General features: G+C 62.2%; 15 protein-coding genes. 10 read left to right on the top strand and 5 right to left on the bottom strand.

Features of this window, described 5'->3' with window-relative positions; genetic code table 11:
• Window positions 1-13: 13 nt before the first annotated feature.
• From tcuC to HHL24_RS04210, 3 genes are all read left to right on the top strand, one after another.
• Window positions 14-1,312, top strand: a complete 1,299-nt coding sequence (gene tcuC / locus HHL24_RS04220; RefSeq protein WP_169484164.1) for an MFS transporter — start codon at window positions 14-16, stop codon at window positions 1,310-1,312.
• Between the two features lie 237 nt (window positions 1,313-1,549).
• The gene (locus HHL24_RS04215; protein ID WP_169484163.1) at window positions 1,550-3,424 is read left to right on the top strand and encodes a sensor histidine kinase; all 1,875 of its coding nucleotides are present in this window, start codon (window positions 1,550-1,552) and stop codon (window positions 3,422-3,424) included.
• A complete protein-coding gene (locus HHL24_RS04210; RefSeq protein WP_169484162.1) occupies window positions 3,417-4,775 on the top strand; it encodes a sigma-54-dependent transcriptional regulator in 1,359 nt (452 codons plus the stop codon). Before HHL24_RS04215 ends, HHL24_RS04210 begins: the two co-directional genes overlap by 8 nt.
• A 143-nt stretch (window positions 4,776-4,918) precedes the next feature.
• On the opposite strand, the gene HHL24_RS04205 is transcribed toward HHL24_RS04210, so the two are convergent.
• Entirely contained in the window at window positions 4,919-5,797 is an 879-nt protein-coding gene (locus tag HHL24_RS04205) for a LysR substrate-binding domain-containing protein (protein ID WP_169484161.1), read from the bottom strand.
• Between the two features lie 109 nt (window positions 5,798-5,906).
• On the opposite strand from HHL24_RS04205, the gene argH reads away from it, so the two are divergent.
• The 7 genes from argH to HHL24_RS04170 all read left to right on the top strand — a co-directional run bounded on the left by argH (window position 5,907) and on the right by HHL24_RS04170 (window position 11,316).
• Window positions 5,907-7,340 carry an argininosuccinate lyase gene (gene argH / locus HHL24_RS04200; protein WP_206002712.1) on the top strand — a complete coding sequence of 478 codons (1,434 nt, stop codon included), beginning with the start codon at window positions 5,907-5,909 and terminating at the stop codon, window positions 7,338-7,340.
• Between the two features lie 56 nt (window positions 7,341-7,396).
• A complete protein-coding gene (locus HHL24_RS04195) occupies window positions 7,397-8,242 on the top strand; it encodes an amino acid ABC transporter permease (RefSeq protein WP_169484420.1) in 846 nt (281 codons plus the stop codon).
• Window positions 8,243-8,274: 32 nt separating this feature from the next.
• Window positions 8,275-9,039, top strand: a complete 765-nt coding sequence (locus HHL24_RS04190; RefSeq protein WP_169484160.1) for an amino acid ABC transporter ATP-binding protein — start codon at window positions 8,275-8,277, stop codon at window positions 9,037-9,039.
• Between the two features lie 60 nt (window positions 9,040-9,099).
• Window positions 9,100-9,951, top strand: coding sequence for an ABC transporter substrate-binding protein (locus tag HHL24_RS04185; protein WP_169484158.1), 852 nt, complete (start codon window positions 9,100-9,102; stop codon window positions 9,949-9,951).
• A 36-nt stretch (window positions 9,952-9,987) separates the two neighbouring features.
• Window positions 9,988-10,191, top strand: coding sequence for a hypothetical protein (locus HHL24_RS04180; protein ID WP_169484156.1), 204 nt, complete (start codon window positions 9,988-9,990; stop codon window positions 10,189-10,191).
• Between the two features lie 125 nt (window positions 10,192-10,316).
• The gene (locus tag HHL24_RS04175; protein ID WP_169484154.1) at window positions 10,317-10,604 is read left to right on the top strand and encodes a hypothetical protein; all 288 of its coding nucleotides are present in this window, start codon (window positions 10,317-10,319) and stop codon (window positions 10,602-10,604) included.
• A gap of 16 nt (window positions 10,605-10,620) precedes the next feature.
• Window positions 10,621-11,316: a P-loop NTPase family protein gene (locus HHL24_RS04170; protein WP_169484153.1), complete on the top strand. Its 696-nt coding sequence runs from the start codon at window positions 10,621-10,623 to the stop codon at window positions 11,314-11,316.
• A 429-nt stretch (window positions 11,317-11,745) separates the two neighbouring features.
• On the opposite strand, the gene hutH is transcribed toward HHL24_RS04170, so the two are convergent.
• Genes hutH through HHL24_RS04150 form a run of 4 tightly spaced genes read right to left on the bottom strand, consistent with a single transcriptional unit; the run spans window position 11,746 to window position 16,212 of the window.
• Window positions 11,746-13,299, bottom strand: a complete 1,554-nt coding sequence (hutH, locus tag HHL24_RS04165) for a histidine ammonia-lyase (protein ID WP_169484151.1) — start codon at window positions 13,297-13,299, stop codon at window positions 11,746-11,748.
• A gap of 39 nt (window positions 13,300-13,338) precedes the next feature.
• On the bottom strand, window positions 13,339-14,181 hold the full coding sequence (hutC, locus tag HHL24_RS04160; protein WP_169484150.1) for a histidine utilization repressor: 843 nt from the start codon (window positions 14,179-14,181) through the stop codon (window positions 13,339-13,341).
• Between the two features lie 19 nt (window positions 14,182-14,200).
• Window positions 14,201-15,352 (bottom strand): histidinol-phosphate transaminase, encoded by a 1,152-nt coding sequence (gene hisC, locus HHL24_RS04155; protein WP_169484148.1) that lies wholly within the window; start codon window positions 15,350-15,352, stop codon window positions 14,201-14,203.
• Window positions 15,349-16,212: an amino acid ABC transporter ATP-binding protein gene (locus HHL24_RS04150; protein ID WP_169484147.1), complete on the bottom strand. Its 864-nt coding sequence runs from the start codon at window positions 16,210-16,212 to the stop codon at window positions 15,349-15,351. The genes hisC and HHL24_RS04150 overlap by 4 nt, the downstream gene beginning before the upstream one ends.
• Window positions 16,213-16,214 lie beyond the last annotated feature (2 nt).

Here is a 16,214-nt window from a genome sequence, read left to right as displayed (position 1 = left end):
TGGAGACGCGAGAATGTCGAACGCAAGCGCAACACAATCCAAAGTCGGAATGGTGATCCGGGTGACGAGCGGTAACTTCCTGGAGATGTTCGACTTTTTCCTGTTTGGTTTTTACGCGACCTATATCGCCAAAACCTATTTCCCGGCGGACAGCGAATTCGCTTCGTTGATGCTGACGTTCGGCACTTTCGGCGCGGGTTTCATCATGCGGCCGGTGGGCGCGATCGTCTTGGGCGCCTATATCGACAAGGTGGGCCGCAGGCAGGGGCTCATCACGACGCTGTCTATCATGGCGACGGGGACGGTGCTGGTGGCTTTTGTGCCGGGCTACGCGACGATTGGCCTCGCGGCGCCACTTCTGGTGCTGATCGGACGCCTCCTGCAGGGGTTTTCAGCGGGTGTGGAACTGGGGGGCGTGTCGGTGTACCTCGCGGAAATGGCGACCCCGGGCCGCAAGGGCTTTTATGTGAGCTGGCAGTCGGCTAGCCAGCAGGTTGCGATCATCATTGCGGCCTTCATCGGTTACGTCATCAATGCCACCATGGCGCATGAAACGATTGCGGCCTGGGGGTGGCGAATTCCGTTCTTTATTGGCTGCATGATTGTGCCGTTCATCTTCGTGATCCGCCGTTCGCTGCAGGAAACCGACGAGTTCATGGCCCGCAAGCACCGGCCGGACGCGCGCGAAATTTTCCACTCGATGGTGCGTAACTGGAGCATCGTGGTCGCCGGCATGATGCTGGTGGTGATGACCACCGTGTCGTTCTACCTGATCACCGTGTACACGCCGACTTTCGGACGTAGCGTGCTCAGGTTGACGGCAGGGGACAGCCTCGCCGTGACCTTCTGCATCGGCTTGTCGAACCTGTTCTGGCTGCCGGTGATGGGAGGGTTGTCCGACCGGGTCGGACGCAAGCCGCTGCTGATCATTTTTTCGGTGCTGACCATCCTCACCGCTTATCCGGTGATGGCCTGGCTGGTAGTTGAGCCGACCTTCCTGAAGATGCTGATCGCCGAACTGTGGCTGTCGTTCCTGTACGGCAGTTACAACGGCGCGATGGTCGTGGCGCTCACCGAGGTGATGCCGGTCGATGTGCGAACTTCAGGTTTCTCGCTGGCCTACAGTCTGGCAACCGCGATTTTCGGCGGTTTCACCCCCGTTGTTTCCACCGTCCTGATCGAGGTGACCGGCAACAAAGGTGCTCCGGGCTTGTGGATGAGCTTCGCCGCCTGCTGCGGCCTGATTGGCACCTGGGTGCTATATCGGCGCAACGCGGTGGCAAGGCGGGAGGCGTCGTCATTGCACGCGTGAAGGAAGGTATCATGGGCGAAAGTGCCGTATGCGTTGACGCGTTCTTCGAGGCGCCAACGCGCGAGTGCTTACTGCCGCGGCCGAGTGACTTGAGTCAGGCTTTCACACACAGGGGCACCCGTCGCGAGCGGTATCCGGCTGCCCCCTGAGAGGAGACACAATCGTGACCCCGTTCACGCCCGGGATCAGACCGCGTCAGTGCGGCGCCATCCGGCGCGGGCGCTGGCCCGTCGGCCTATGAACCCGGTGCGCATGGAGCGACGCGATGAACAGGGCGGCATACGACGCGTGCTGACCTGGTGTGCCGCTCTGTTATTCATCGGCGTCGCCGCGATGACGGGGCATGCCGTGGGCATGCACGCTGGCGTGTCGCGCTTACGCGAAGCGGCCCAGCACCGTCTCGACATGGTAGGCACGGGACTGCAAGGTGACCTCGCGCGCCTGGATTATCTGCCGTCGTTACTCGAAATGATCCCCAGCGTATTTGAGTTGCTCGCTTCGCCGGGGAATGCCAGCTTGCGTGACGAGGTCAATCGTTATTTGCAGGGCGTCAATGCAACAGCCGGCGCATCCAGTCTCTACGTGCTGAGCCTCGCGGGCGTCGGCGTGGCCGCATCCGACTGGAATGAACCCGGTACGCCGATCGGAGCGGATCTCTCATTTCGGCCCTATGTGAAGGACGCGCTGGTGCACGGCCGGGGGCGCTTCTACGGCATGGGCTTCACCAGCAAGCGGGCGGGATACTATCTCTCCTATGCCCTTTACCACCACGGCCGGATGAGCGGGATCGCCGCTGTCAAGGTAGATCTCGAGAAAACCGAACGGGGTTGGAACAAGCTTCCGGGCAGCGTACTTCTGGTCGACCAGCGCGGCGTAGTGATTCTGTCGTCGCGCGACGAGTGGAACTTCAGGCCGCTGGCGCCGCTTACCCCGCAGGTACGCGCGGAAATCGCCACGACACGCCCGTATGGGGGCGCCGCACTGGTTCCGCTGAATTGGCACGTGACGCAGTGGCTAGCGCCCGACACGTCGCTAATACGCCTCGGCGACGGCCTCATGCTTGAGACGACGCGGCCCTTGGGTCAGAACGGCTGGCGCCTGATCGTGTTGGACGACATTGCGCCTGTGCTTGCAAACGCGCGCAACCTGGCCGTCACTGCCGCGCTGGGGGCCTTAGTCCTGTTGCTGCTGGCAACGACGCTGGTGCAACGCCAGCGCGCGCTGCGTCACCGGCTCGACGGGCAGGCCGCCCTGCAGGCCGCGCATGACAGCCTCGAATCCAAAGTTGCGGAACGCACGGCCGAGTTGCGCAGCGCAGTGACCCAGCTCGGCGACGAGGTGGAAGTGCGCAAGGCCATCGAGGCGGATCTGCGGGTCACGCAAACCGAACTGGTTCATGCCGGCAAAATGGCGGCACTGGGACAGATGTCGGCCGGTATGGTCCACGAACTCAATCAGCCGCTGGCTGCCTTGCGGACCTTGTCCGATAACGCGTGTGTCCTTCTGGAGAAGACGCGTCTGGACGACGTGCGCAACAATCTGCAGCGCATTGCGCACCTGGTGGATCGCCTTGGCCGCCTGACCTATCAACTCAAGGCCTTTGCCCACAAAAGCAGCCCGACCCGGGTGCCCGTACCGGTCAACAAGATCATCGGCGGCGCGCAGTCCCTGGTGGCGCAACGCCTTCTGGACAATAACGTGGAGCTGGAAGTGCGAGTCCGTCCAGCTACACTGCGCGCGCTGGCCGAAGAGGCGCGGCTGGAGCAGGTGCTGGTCAATCTGCTCGGCAATGCGATCGATGCCATGGCGGCCTCGCCGCGACGGCACCTGCATGTCGAAGCGGGGGTGGCTGACGCGACGGGAACACGCTGTGTGATCGAGGTGAGTGACACCGGCCCCGGCATACGTGCCGACATTCTGCCGCGACTATTTGAGCCCTTTACGACCAGCAAGATGGCCGGCGCTGGCCTGGGCCTGGGCCTGATGATCTCGGCGCACATTGTGCGCGAGCTGGGCGGCAGCCTGCTTGGCCGGAATATCGACGGCGGGGGCGCATGTTTCACAATCGAATTGCCGCTTGCGGCAACAACGGAGACAAACGTCGATGAGTGACAAACAGGCCATTCGGGTGATCTTCGTGGAGGATGAGCCCGATGTGCGCATGGGTAGCCAGCAGGCTCTGGAGTTGGCGGGCTTCGAGGTCGATGCTTTTGCGAGTGTCGAGGAGGCCCGTTCGCACGTTCGAGCCGGCGTGCCGGCCGTTGTGCTATGTGACGTCAAGCTGCCCGGCATGCCGGGCACCGAATGGTTGAACGAGATCCGGAGCATCGACGCGGAGCTCCCGGTGATTCTTGTTTCGGGCCACGGCGACATTGCGATGGCGGTGCAGGCGATGCGGCAGGGCGCCTACGACTTCATCGAGAAGCCTTTCCCTTCGGATCACCTGGTCGCGGTCGTTCGGCGTGCCGCTGAAAAACGTCATCTGACACTGCAGGTGCAGGCGTTGCGCGATCAACTGGAGAGCTCACATGGTATCCAGGCGGTGATGCTCGGGCGTTCGGCGCAGATGCAGCACGTGCGCGCGACGGTTCTGACCTTGGCGAGTACGTCCGCCGATGTGGTCATCTACGGCGAGACGGGTACCGGCAAGGATCTGGTCGCGCGGTGCCTCCACGATCACAGTGACCGGCGCCGCGCCAACTATGTGCCGCTGAACTGTGGCGGCATGTCTGAGGCGCTGGCCGAGAGCGAGCTGTTTGGCCACGAAGTGGGCTCATTCACTGGAGCGACGCACAGCCGCATTGGTAAGTTCGAGCATGCGCAAGGCGGCACGCTCTTTCTTGACGAGGTCGAGAGCATGCCGATGGCCGTGCAGATCAAGTTCTTGCGCGCGCTGCAGGAACGCAGCATCGAACGTATCGGCTCTAACAAGTCCATTCCCGTCGATTGCCGCGTGATCGCTGCTGCGAAAGATGACCTGAGGGCTTTGAGCGATCAGCAGAAATTCCGTTCGGACCTGTACTATCGCATCGGTGTGGCGTTCATTGAATTGCCGCCTTTGCGTGAGAGACGCGAGGATATTCCGCTGCTGTTCGAGCACTTCACGTTGCTTGCGGCGAGTCGCTACGGACGCACGGCGCCGGTGGTCGGCAGTTCGCAGCTAAGCGAGCTGATGGCCTACGCCTGGCCCGGCAATGTGCGCGAACTACGAAACGTAGCCGACCGGTTCGTACTGGGCTTGCTCGGGGATCGTCTGACCTCGACAACCGACGTTCGCGAAATGCTCTGCGGCTTGCCGCAACAGGTCGAGCATTTCGAGCGCGCCATGATCACCGAGGCGTTGAGACGCAATCATGGTGACGTGACGCTTGCTTCCAAGGCGCTTGGTTTGCCCAAGCCGACCTTGTACGACAAGCTTCGCAGGCTTCGGATTCTGACGGACGAGTTCAAACAGGAGAACTGACGCTGGCTCCGCGAATGTGGATACACGAAATCCAGCTTGTGTCAGGCGCCTGTCTGTCCCCGCAGACGACGCGCCTGATGTCCAGGCGAGCGCGGTCCATCAGGTCACGATGAACGGTTCGAAAGACCATTGACGCACCTGAGTCACGCCACGTTCTCGCTTAGCCACATGGCGAACGCCGACACCAGTGGAGTATCGGACAACTCTTGCCGGGACACCAGGTAATACGCGTGTCTCGACGGCACCGTGATGCTGAACGGCCGGATCAGCGTGCCGTCCACAAGGTCGTCCCGCACCGAGAAACTGTCGCCGAGCGCCACACCCTGACCGTGAACCGCCGCTTCGATGCCGATATGCGCGTTGCCGATCTCCAGAATCCTGATGCCTTCGAGCTTGTCGGCCGACGCATGCGCGAGCCATCGCATCCATGATCCCGAGTGCTCGCAAAACAGCGCTTTTCCCGCGAGGTCCTCGACCTCGCGGATCGCGTTGGGTCCGTTCATCAAAGCGGGACTGACGACCGGAAACAGCGCGGGATGCGTAATCAGCGTGACGTGACGATCGCGCCAGCGGCCCTCTCCGTAGCGTACGCATACGTCGACATCGGGCGAATACACCTCGCGGTCGTCGTTGGAGGGGATCACTTTCAGATTGATCGCCGGGTACTGGTCGAGAAACTCGCCGATGTGCCGGGCCATCCAGCGCGACGTGAACAGCAACGGCGTGGACACGACGAGATCGCCGGCCATCTCGGGTGAGTCCAGTTTGACCACGGCGTTAGCGATCATGTCGAAGGCGCTTTTGACGGGCTGCAGCAGAGCTTCGCCTTCGCGCGTCAGCTTCACGCGCGCCTTTGATCGGACGAAAAGCGTCACGCCAAGTGCTTCTTCGAGAATGCGGATCTGATGACTGACCGCGCTGGCGGTGACGTGCAATTCCAGCGCGGCGCCGGCCACGCTCGAGCGCCGCGCGGCGGCCTCGAATGCACGGAGCGGGTTGAGTGGTGGCAGACGGTTTCGCATGCGGGAAGAGATGCTGAGAAAAATTTCATTTGAACGGAATTTAATTCTCGCTACAAGAAGAAAAACTGGATACGTACAGTGGAGCCAACTTAACTGAGGGCTGGCAGCGATGAATATTTCTGAACCGACCGAGCGGTTGTGGGGCGGGCGTTTCAAGTCGGGGCCGTCGGCGGCGCTCAAGGCGCTGTCGCGTTCGGACCCGAGCTTCTTCCGGCTCGCGCCTTACGATCTGGCCGGTTCCCGCGCGCATGCGCAGGAACTGCGCCGCGCACAGATCCTGACCGAGGAAGAACTGCAGCAACTGCTGGGCGAAATGGACCGGCTGCAAGCACAGTACCTTGCAGGCGAAATCGGACCTTCGCAGGATGACGAGGACCTGCACACGTTTCTCGAACGCGAATTGACGCAACGTTTGGGCGCCACCGGCGGCAAGCTGCGCGCGGGCCGCTCGCGCAACGACCAGGCGGCCAACGACCTGCGTCTTTTCCTGCGCGACAAGGCTCGCACCCTGGCGCACGCGGTGATCGATTTGCAGAATGCATTGATCGAACAGGCCAATGCGCACACTCGCAGCGTGACGGCGGGCTTTACCCATCTGCAGCCGGCGCAGCCGGTCGTGTTCGCGCATCACCTGCTGGCGCACGCGCAGTCGATTTACCGCGACGTCGATCGTCTGGTGGACTGGGACCGGCGCAGCGCGCGCTCGCCGCTGGGCGCGGCGGCGTTGGCGGGCTCGGCGATCTGTGTGCGCCCAGAGCTGTCGGCAGCGGAGCTGGGCTATGACGCGCCGTGCGAGAACTCGATCGACGCGGTCGCCTCGCGCGATCACGTGGCGGAGTTCGTGTTCATTGCGAGCATGCTGTCGGTGAACCTGTCGCGGCTGTCGGAGGAAGTGATCCTGTGGACGACGCGGCAGTTCGGCTGGGTCGTGCTGGACGATGGCTACGCGACGGGCAGCTCGATCATGCCGCAGAAGAAGAACTCGGATATCGCGGAGCTTACGCGCGGCAAGGCAGGGCGATTGATCGGCAATCTGGGCGGCTTGCTGGCGACGTTGAAGTCGTTGCCGCTCGCGTACAACCGTGATCTCGCGGAAGACAAGATCGCCGCGTTCGACAGCATCGACACGCTGGAACTGGTGTTGCCGGCCATGGCGGGCATGATCCGCACGATGCAGGTGAACGTGGGCGAGATGCGCCGCCAGGCGCCGCTGGGTTTTACGCTCGCCACGGAGGTGGCCGACTGGCTCGCGCTGCGCGGTATTCCGTTCAGCGAAGCGCACGAGATCACGGGCGCCCTGGTGAGGGCGTGTGAAGAGCAGGGCATCGAGCTGGGAGAGGTGTCGGTGGCGACGTTGGCGCAGGTGGATGCGCGGCTGGAGGCGTCGGTGCTCGAGCACGTGACGCTCGAAGCGGCAGTGGCCGCGCGCAGCGGCTACGGCGGCACCGCGCCGGCTCGCGTTGAAGAGCAGATTACGCGGCTGCGTGCGGCGATCGACCGGCAGAGCGCGTGGGCGGCAGACTACAGGGGGCCAACATGGTAAGCGTTTCCAACGATCAGGCGGGACTGCCCGCCGAGGCTCATAAACAGGTGGCCGCGATGAGCGACGACATCAGCGACATTTCGCATCTGGAGCATGTGCGGCGCCGCTACTGGGGCCGTTATGTGGCCTCGGCGGCGATCATCGCGCTGATTGGGTATGTGGTGCTGGCGTTCGCGCACGGCCAGATCGAATGGCGTTACGTAGCGCGGTTCCTGACGGCGCGTTCGATCCTGACGGGCCTCGTCAACACGATCGTGATGACGCTGCTGGCAATGGCGCTGGGTGTGCTGCTCGGCGTGATCACTGCGATCATGCGACTGTCGCCCAACCCGGTGCTGCAGGCGGTCGCGCAAGGCTATGTGTGGCTGTTTCGCGGCACGCCGGTGATCCTGCAACTGCTGCTGTGGTTCAACCTGGCACTGGTGTTTCCGTCGACGGGGATCCCGGGGCTGTTCGAATTCCGCACGGTCGACGTGATGACGCCTTTCCTCGCGGCGTTGTTGGGTCTGGGGATCAACCAGGGAGCATACACATCGGAAGTAGTGCGTGCGGGGCTGCTGTCGGTGGATACGGGCCAGTATGAAGCGGCCAAGTCGATCGGCATGCCGCGGCTGCAGGCGCTGCGCCGGGTGATTCTGCCGCAGGCGATGCGGGTGATCGTGCCGCCCATCGGCAACGAGCTGGTCGGGATGGTGAAGCTGACGTCGCTGGCGAGCGTGATCCAGTACGCGGAGATGCTGCACAACGCGGAGAACATCTACTACGCGAATGCACGGGTGATCGAGCTGCTGATGGTGGCCGGGGTCTGGTATCTGGTAGTGGTGACGGTGTTGTCGTTCGCGCAGTCACGGGTGGAGCGGCATTACGCCCGCGGTGCGGGACGTGCATCGGGTCGGCAATGAAGGCGCCGGTGACGACAGGACAAGGAGCCGAAATGAATTCAATCGTTCGCGCGGTCGACGTGCGCAAGTCATATGGCGAGTTCAAGGCGCTGCAGGGCATCACGCTGGATGTGGCCAAAGGCGAGGTGCTATGCGTAATCGGGCCGTCGGGCTCGGGTAAGAGCACGTTCCTGCGGTGTATCAATCAGTTGGAGAAGATCAACGACGGAGCACTGTGGGTGAACGGCGAACTGGCGGGCTACCGGCGCGTGGGCAACCGCTTGCACGAACTCTCGGAGCGGCAAGTGGCGCGTCAGCGTCTGGCAACGAGCATGGTGTTCCAGAAATTCAATCTGTTCCCGCACAAGACGGCACTGGAGAACGTGATCGAAGGCCCGGTGCAGGTTCTCAAGCGGCGGCGCGCGGAGGCGGAACAAGAGGCTCGTGCGTTGCTGAAGCGGGTAGGGCTCGGTCACAAGTGCGATGCGTTCCCGGTGGAACTGTCCGGTGGACAGCAGCAACGGGTGGCGATTGCACGTGCACTGGCGATGCATCCGCAACTGATGCTGTTCGACGAGCCGACCTCGGCGCTGGATCCTGAACTCGTGGGCGAGGTGCTGGCCGTGATGCGGGACCTGGCGCAAAGCGGCATGACGATGATCGTGGTGACGCATGAACTCGGTTTTGCACGCGAGGTGGCCAACCGGGTGGTCTTCATGGATCAGGGGCAGGTGGTGGAAACCGGCACGCCCGATCAGGTGCTCGGGCAGCCAAAGCATAAACGCACGCAGGATTTCATCTCGGCCGTGCTCTCCTGATCACAACCGCGGGTCGCTGTGCGGACCCGCTCTCCAGATTCTTCTAACAAGCGAGTTTCTATGAACGCGTCCCTTCGTGTGCGTGAGTGGTGCACCCTGGTCGTTGGCGTTGTTGCATTGCATGCGCCGCTTTCTCATGCGCAATCTGCTGCGCCGCCCATCCCGTCCATTGGCAAGAGCACGCTCGTCGCGGCGATCGTGCCGAACTATCCGCCGTTCGAATACAAGGACCCGGCCACCGACAAGCTGATGGGCTTCGACGTCGATCTCGGTGAAGCGCTCGCCGCGAAGCTCGGCGTCAAGCTTGAATGGCAGGAAACCAGCTTCGACCAGATGATGAGCGCACTGACCACGAAGCGTGTCGACGTGATCCTGTCGGGCATGACCGATCTGCCGGCACGCCGCGAGTCGGTGAACTTCCTCGATTACATCACTACCGGCCCGCAGTTCTACACGGTGAAAGCCCGCGCCGGCGAGTTCGCCTCGACGGACGCGCTGTGTGGCAAGGTGGTCGGCACGAGCCGGCGTACCTCGTTCCCGAACGACATCGCGAACTGGAGCGGTGAGCACTGCGTGAAGGCAGGCAAGCCGGCAATCAAGGTGGTGGGCACGGACGGCTCGTCCGATGCGCGGATGCAATTGCGGCAGAACCGCATCGATGCGGCAGTGCAGGGCGGAGAAACCTTGCCGTACCAGAACTCGGTGGAGCAGAACGCGTATGCGCCGATCGGCCAGCCGTTCCTGTCGCAGTACACGGCAATCGGCATGTCGAAAGACAATGCGGCGCTGACCACCGCGCTGACCGCCGCATTCAATCAGTTGGTCGCCGACGGAACGTACCAGAAGATCCTCGCGAAATGGGGTTTGCAGCAACACGCAGTACCGAAGGCGCTCGTCAACGCGGGGAAGTAAACCGCAGTCATGCAGTAACGCTATGGCGGACCAATATTGGGCTATTTCACACGTGAACTAGCGATTGATATTGTCTTTATGTGGCTGCGCGAATCGTGTGGAATTTTTCCGGTGGGCGTTCGCGCAGCAGTAACCGACTCCATTGCCGGCTGTGACGGCAAGCCTGCGGAAGTCACGCCGTACAAAGTTGGCTCGATGACCATCTACCGGCTCGATCGCGCATGGCGGGCGAACCAATGAGACCGCGGGATAGCACGCAGAGAAAAAACGCGCAACGGTGTTCAATTGTTCGTCATCGTAGTCGGGCATCATGGGATGGTCCCGCTTGTCGGGCACTCGGCGAGGCATTACGATTTCCTTCGAATTTGTCTCCGCGATTTTTCACCGGCGAGTCTGCGACGGCCCAGCGCGGTCTCGTTCTTCCGAGGCAGATTTCATCGCGTTTTGGTTTCGCGATCTGGGTTGCATGCTGTGCGTGCTACGAAGCCTATCTGCAATCGCTGATCGCGTGCGACTCGCAAACGATCGAAGCATTCCGGCTCGCACTCGACCAATTGCGCCAGACCGGATTTCTCGCGCCGCTGTCCACACTGCTGTGCCGTTTTGCCTCCGAAATCTGGTATTTTTCGCTTTCAACCCAGCTGGCTTCATGACAAAGGATCTGCACAGATGAGCTTCATTCACTTTATCGGCGGTGAGAAGGGCGGCGTCGGAAAATCGCTGGTCGCCCGCGTTTTGGCCCAGCATTTTATCGACAAGGGCATTCCGTTTGTCGGCTTTGACACCGACAAATCGCATGGTGCCTTGTTGCGCTTCTATGCCGATTTTGCAGCTCCGGCAGTACTCGATCAACACGACAGCCTCGATCCCATTATCGAACATGCAGTCGAAGATCCCCAGCGGCGTGTTCTGGTCGACCTTGCCGCCCAAACGCAGCAGACTATCGGACAATGGCTGGACGACACGGACGTCATCGGTCTTGCCGAAGAGCACGGTCTAACGCTGACCTGGTGGCACGTCATGGACGCAGGACGCGATTCGGTCGATCTTCTGCGACAGTGGCTTGACCAGTTTGGTGGACGACTCAAGCTCGTGGTCGTATTGAACGAAATTCGCGGTGACCGGTTCGAGATTCTGGACGCATCCGGTGAACGCGCGCGTGCTGAAGCGCTCGGCGCGAGCGTGATCACCCTGCGCCGGCTGCCCGACACGACGATGCAGAAGGTCGATCGACAAAGCGCAAGCTTCTGGGCAGCGATCAATCATCACGACCGCGCCGCCGTTGGCTTGGGCCTGCTGGAGCGGCAACGCGTCAAGGTGTGGCTACATCGCACTTATGGTGAATTGGCTAAGGTCGCCTTGTAGCGCCGCACCCCGGTCGGTTTCAGAAATGCGCAATGCTTTGGCGCATGTCGGCTGGGGTGAACTGATGTTGAGTTGGGTTCAGAGAGGCGCGGGCAGTTGGCGATGAGCGTTTCGCACTTGCCGGGTTTTGAGGCGACCCGCTTCGCGACTCACGCCGCAGTCAGGATGTCCGGTAACTGATGCATCCGCGGCTCGATCAACTGGAAGTCCGGCTGGTTGCGAGTACGGCCGCTCCGTCGCCGGAATCGCTCCACACGAGCAGGAAGCGCGTGCATTGATCATTGTCACGCACCTGCAATTGCCGCCGCGGGGGTGAACCGAAAGCGCGGGTGTCTTCCATATGACATTCCTGACGGATGGGATGTTCCCTTCATGTTTTTACGCCAAAACGCGGCGGCGACGACAGGTATGCGTCGCCGCCGCGCGCGATCAGACCGTAGCAGCCAGATGACTTGGCAGCAGCGTGGTGACGTCTTCCGGCGCCTTGCAGTCTGACACCCATGCTTTCATCGCTGCGATATCGTCAGCGAAAAAGCGGTCCTTTTCATAAAAGGCCACGCTCTCGCGAATGTTCCCGATCACACGTTCGAGCGCCGCACTCGAACGCAGGGGGCGATGAAACTCGATGCCTTGCGCCGCGGCCATCGCTTCGATGCCGACCACAACGGCGGTGTTTTCCGCCATGTCTCCGAGGCGCCGCGCGGCGAACGTCGCCATCGACACGTGATCTTCCTGATTGGCGGAGGTTGGCAGGCTGTCGACGCTGGCAGGATGGGCGAGTGATTTGTTTTCCGATGCAAGCGCCGCGGCCGTGACCTGCGCAATCATGAACCCCGAGTGAAGGCCCCCGTCACTGACCAGGAACGGCGGCAAGCCCGATAGATTTGAATCGAGCAGCAAGGCGAGGCGTCGTTCGGACAGCGCGCCGATTTCGGCGATTGCAATCGCGATGTCGTCTGCTGCGATCGCGACCGGCTCGGCGTGGAAATTTCCACCCGACAGCACGTCGCCTTCGTCTGCAAAGACCAGGGGATTGTCCGAGGCCGCATTCGCTTCGATGCGCAAGACTTCGGCGGCGTGGCGTAACTGATCCAGACATGCGCCCATGACCTGGGGCTGGCAGCGAATCGAATAGGGATCCTGCACGCGCCCGCAGTCGCGATGTGACGACACGATCGGGCTGTCCTGAAGAACCGCCCGGTAAGCCGCTGCCACGTCGATCTGGCCAGGTTGTCCGCGCGCCGCGTGAATGCGGCTATCGAACGGCACGAGTGAGCCCTTGATCGCTTCAAGAGACATCGCCCCGGCCAGTACGGCGGACGCGAACACGTCTTCCGCGGCGAACAGGCCCACTAGTGCCAGCGCGGTTGAGACCTGTGTGCCATTGAGAAAGGCCAGCCCTTCCTTCGGGCCGAGTTGCAGCGGTTCCAATCCGGCGTGGCGCAAGCCTTCGAGCGCGCTGACGCGTTCGCCACCGACGCGTGCGTCGCCGACGCCGATCAACATCGAAGTCATATGCGCGAGCGGCGCCAGATCGCCCGACGCGCCGACCGACCCCTTCGCCGGAATGCAGGGATAGACACCGGCGTTGATCAGTCGCACGAGCGCGCGAATCGCTTCCGGGCGCACGCCGGAATGACCGCGAGCCAGACTGATCGCCTTCAATGTCATCACGAGGCGCACCGTGCTGTCGGCGAGGAGGGCGCCGGTGCCGACGCTATGCGACAGCACAAGATTCCTTTGCAACTCGGCGAGTTTGTCCGGTGGGATCACGGTTTGCGCCATCTTGCCGAAGCCGGTGTTGATTCCATAGACCACCTGGCCGCGGGCGATCACATCATCGACCACTGCGTGGCTGCGTTCGACTGATGGAAACGCACTAGCGTCGATTTCAATTGGTGTGGTGTCGCGCAGCACGCTGCGCAACTGATCGAGCCGGACCTTGCCAGGCACGAGGGTAATAAGGTTGTCGATCTGTTTCATGACTGTCCGATATGAGCAAGTGAAGAAAACACGGCAGCGCTAGCCTTGTCGCTGGGCGAGATCGGGCGTAAAGCGGCAACCAAGCCGATAGCGCGACCCCGGATGGACGAAGCGGGCGAAAGTGACCGCGACACCTCCTGTCCACGTACGCCGCACCAGCGTGAGGCAGGGTTCCCCATTGGAAATTTCCAGCAGTTGCGCCTCAGTTGCGGTCACAAGACCCGCATCGACGACGTGTTCGATTTCATCCAGCGGCACGGTGCTGTACAGATACGCGGACGGGCGTGCGTTGTTGAAGTCCTGGTCGAGAAACGCCGGCGCCACCGCAGGATTGACATATCGATCTTCCAACTGGACCGGCAGACCATTTTCCCGGTGCACGCAGATCACGTGGAACACCGAGGCGCCCGGTTCAAGTCCCAGCGCATTCGACACGACGGCCGACGCGGTTTCCCGTCTTTGCAACAATGTCCTGAAGCTGTATTCATGACCACGCGAGCGGATTTCGTCGCCAATATGGGCGATCATCAGCAGGGTGGATTGCGGTTTGCTCTCAGCGACGAACGTGCCGACACCCGATAACCGGGTGAGCAGGCCTTCGTCGCTCAACTCACGCAAGGCACGATTCACGGTCATGCGCGACACGCCGAGTGTTTCAACCAGACTTAACTCGGATGGAATGCGATCGCCCGATCGCCATGTGCCCGCGTCGATGGTGGTCCGGATATAGGTCTTGACGCGCTCATAACGGGCGATGGCCGGCCCTTCGGCCGTGACCGCAGGTGCGGTGACGCGCTGGACCGCGCGTCTGCCTCCGTGTTGGCCCCCGCGTTTGTCCCCGCGTTGGCCCCCGGCACCGGCCTGGTTTGCTACGTCATTCATGGAGGAGCGTGGGTTACGTTCAGTGGATTTCAATTTGTGTTCCTCTGCTCTCTACTGCGCCCAGACGGGTAAGCGCCCCGATAAACAGATCGTTGTCGTCGCGGCTGCCGATCGAAACGCGCAGGCAGTTCGCGTAGCCTTTTTCTCGCCAGGGTTTGACGATCACACCTTCATGTAATAGTCGCTGCGACAGCGCGACCGCGTCCTCATAGGCGTCGAAAAACAGAAAATTCGCACGGGACCGCGCCGGGCTATAGCCGAGCGCGAGCAAGGATGCGCGCATCCCCTCGCGTTCACACGTCACGTGCGCAACGCTGGCGGCAACGTGCTCCGGGTCGGAGAGGGCTGCAACCGCGGCACACTGAGCGAGATGATTGATATTGAATGGCGTACGCACCCGGTTCATCAGATCAGCGAGCCGCGAGTCCGATGCGATGCCATACCCGATCCGTAATCCGGCAAGCCCATACGCTTTGGAAAACGTCCGCAGCACGAGCCACGGCAACCCGGATTCCGCCAGCAACGCCAGGCAGTCCGCATAACCCGGCGTGGCGACGGCATACTCGTAATACGCTTCGTCCCAGACGACCAGCGTGCCGGGCGACACACAGGACAGCAGGCGCCTGATCTGCGCGCCGTCCATCGCGCAGCCGACAGGATTGGACGGGTTGCTCACCAGCAGCATCCGGGTGCGGGGCGTGAGCGCAGCGCAGAGTGCGTCGACGTCAAATTCGAGGCCACGCATCGGAACGGTCGTCACGGTAGCGCCAACGCTTTGCGGGCAGATGACGTGCAGTCCGAACGACGGCACGACGGTGACCACCTCGTCGCCGGGTGCGAGAAACGTGTGCGCCGCCACGGACAGGAGTTCCTCGGAGCCGTTGCCGAACACCAGTTGTCCGGCATCGACGGGAAGACGGGCCGCCAGTGCGGCCCGCAACCCACCACAGGTCGGGTCGGGATAAACAGCGACGCCGTCGGCCAGCGCCTGCGCCAGCGCATCGGCCACGCGTGCGCTGGCACCGTACGGATTTTCGTTGCTGGCGAGTTTGGCGATGCGTGTCACGCCGAACTGCTCGCGCACATGTCCCGCGGACAACCCCGCGTTATAGGTGGGCAATGCGCGCACTTCGGGACGAAGGGCGTCAATGAGCGCATCGGTAGGGGTCATGCTGGCTCCGTATCGTTGCTTCGCGTCCAGAACGCGTTGCGATCAAAGTAGTTTTGCAGGAACTGCCGCAGGCGCGGCTGGGCTGCATCATGAAAGACCTCGTGCGGTGACCCCTGGACGGCGATGCGTCCCTGGTCGATGAATACGACCTTATCGGCGACCTGGGCGGCGAAGCCCATTTCATGGGTGACCACCATCATCGTCATACCGTCGCGCGCGAGCTGTTTCATGACCTGCAACACCTCGCCGACCAGTTCGGGATCGAGCGCCGAAGTGGGCTCGTCGAAGAGCATGATGTGCGGTTCCATCGCCAGCGCGCGTGCGATGGCGACGCGTTGCTGCTGGCCACCCGAGAGTTTGGCCGGGTAAGCGTCGGCCTTGTGTGCAAGACCCACGGTCTCCAGCATCGCCATGCCGCGCCGCTTCGCTTCATCGCGCGACTGGCCGCGCACGCGCTGCAGGGCTTCGATGACGTTGCCGAGCGCGCTCATGTGCGGCCACAGGTTGAATTGCTGGAACACCATGCCGACGTTGCGCCGCACCCGGTTGATCTCGCCCTGCGAGGCCCGCGTGCGGCGACCGTTGCGTTCGACATAGCCGAGCAGTTCGCCTTCGATCAGCACCTCGCCCCGGTCATAGGTTTCGAGCGCCGCGACACAGCGCAACAGGGTGCTCTTGCCCGATCCTGACGGTCCGATGACGCAGACCACTTCGGATTTGTCGATTTCGAGGTCGACGCCGCGTAACACTTCATTTTCGCCATACTGCTTGCCGAGCTCACGCACCTGGATCAGGGGCTGGCGCGTGGTAGGCGTGGCGTTCGGGATAGGACTGGTAGGCATATCAGTAATGGCATTCATGG

Origin of the sequence: Paraburkholderia polaris (assembly GCF_012927345.1) — a bacterium.
Lineage (GTDB): Bacteria > Pseudomonadota > Gammaproteobacteria > Burkholderiales > Burkholderiaceae > Paraburkholderia > Paraburkholderia polaris.
This window is presented reverse-complemented; position numbering and strand designations above follow the sequence as displayed.

Bases quoted from the DNA above. Each gene is read 5' to 3' on its own strand.
- tcuC (WP_169484164.1), top strand. From the start codon at position 14: ATGTCGAACGCAAGCGCAACACAATCCAAAGTCGGAATGGTGATCCGG.
- HHL24_RS04215 (WP_169484163.1), top strand. From the start codon at position 1,550: ATGAACCCGGTGCGCATGGAGCGACGCGATGAACAGGGCGGCATACGA.
- HHL24_RS04210 (WP_169484162.1), top strand. From the start codon at position 3,417: ATGAGTGACAAACAGGCCATTCGGGTGATCTTCGTGGAGGATGAGCCC.
- HHL24_RS04205 (WP_169484161.1), bottom strand. From the start codon at position 5,797: ATGCGAAACCGTCTGCCACCACTCAACCCGCTCCGTGCATTCGAGGCC.
- argH (WP_206002712.1), top strand. From the start codon at position 5,907: ATGAATATTTCTGAACCGACCGAGCGGTTGTGGGGCGGGCGTTTCAAG.
- HHL24_RS04195 (WP_169484420.1), top strand. From the start codon at position 7,397: ATGAGCGACGACATCAGCGACATTTCGCATCTGGAGCATGTGCGGCGC.
- HHL24_RS04190 (WP_169484160.1), top strand. From the start codon at position 8,275: ATGAATTCAATCGTTCGCGCGGTCGACGTGCGCAAGTCATATGGCGAG.
- HHL24_RS04185 (WP_169484158.1), top strand. From the start codon at position 9,100: ATGAACGCGTCCCTTCGTGTGCGTGAGTGGTGCACCCTGGTCGTTGGC.
- HHL24_RS04170 (WP_169484153.1), top strand. From the start codon at position 10,621: ATGAGCTTCATTCACTTTATCGGCGGTGAGAAGGGCGGCGTCGGAAAA.
- hutH (WP_169484151.1), bottom strand. From the start codon at position 13,299: ATGAAACAGATCGACAACCTTATTACCCTCGTGCCTGGCAAGGTCCGG.
- hutC (WP_169484150.1), bottom strand. From the start codon at position 14,181: ATGAATGACGTAGCAAACCAGGCCGGTGCCGGGGGCCAACGCGGGGAC.
- hisC (WP_169484148.1), bottom strand. From the start codon at position 15,352: ATGACCCCTACCGATGCGCTCATTGACGCCCTTCGTCCCGAAGTGCGC.
- HHL24_RS04150 (WP_169484147.1), bottom strand. From the start codon at position 16,212: ATGAATGCCATTACTGATATGCCTACCAGTCCTATCCCGAACGCCACG.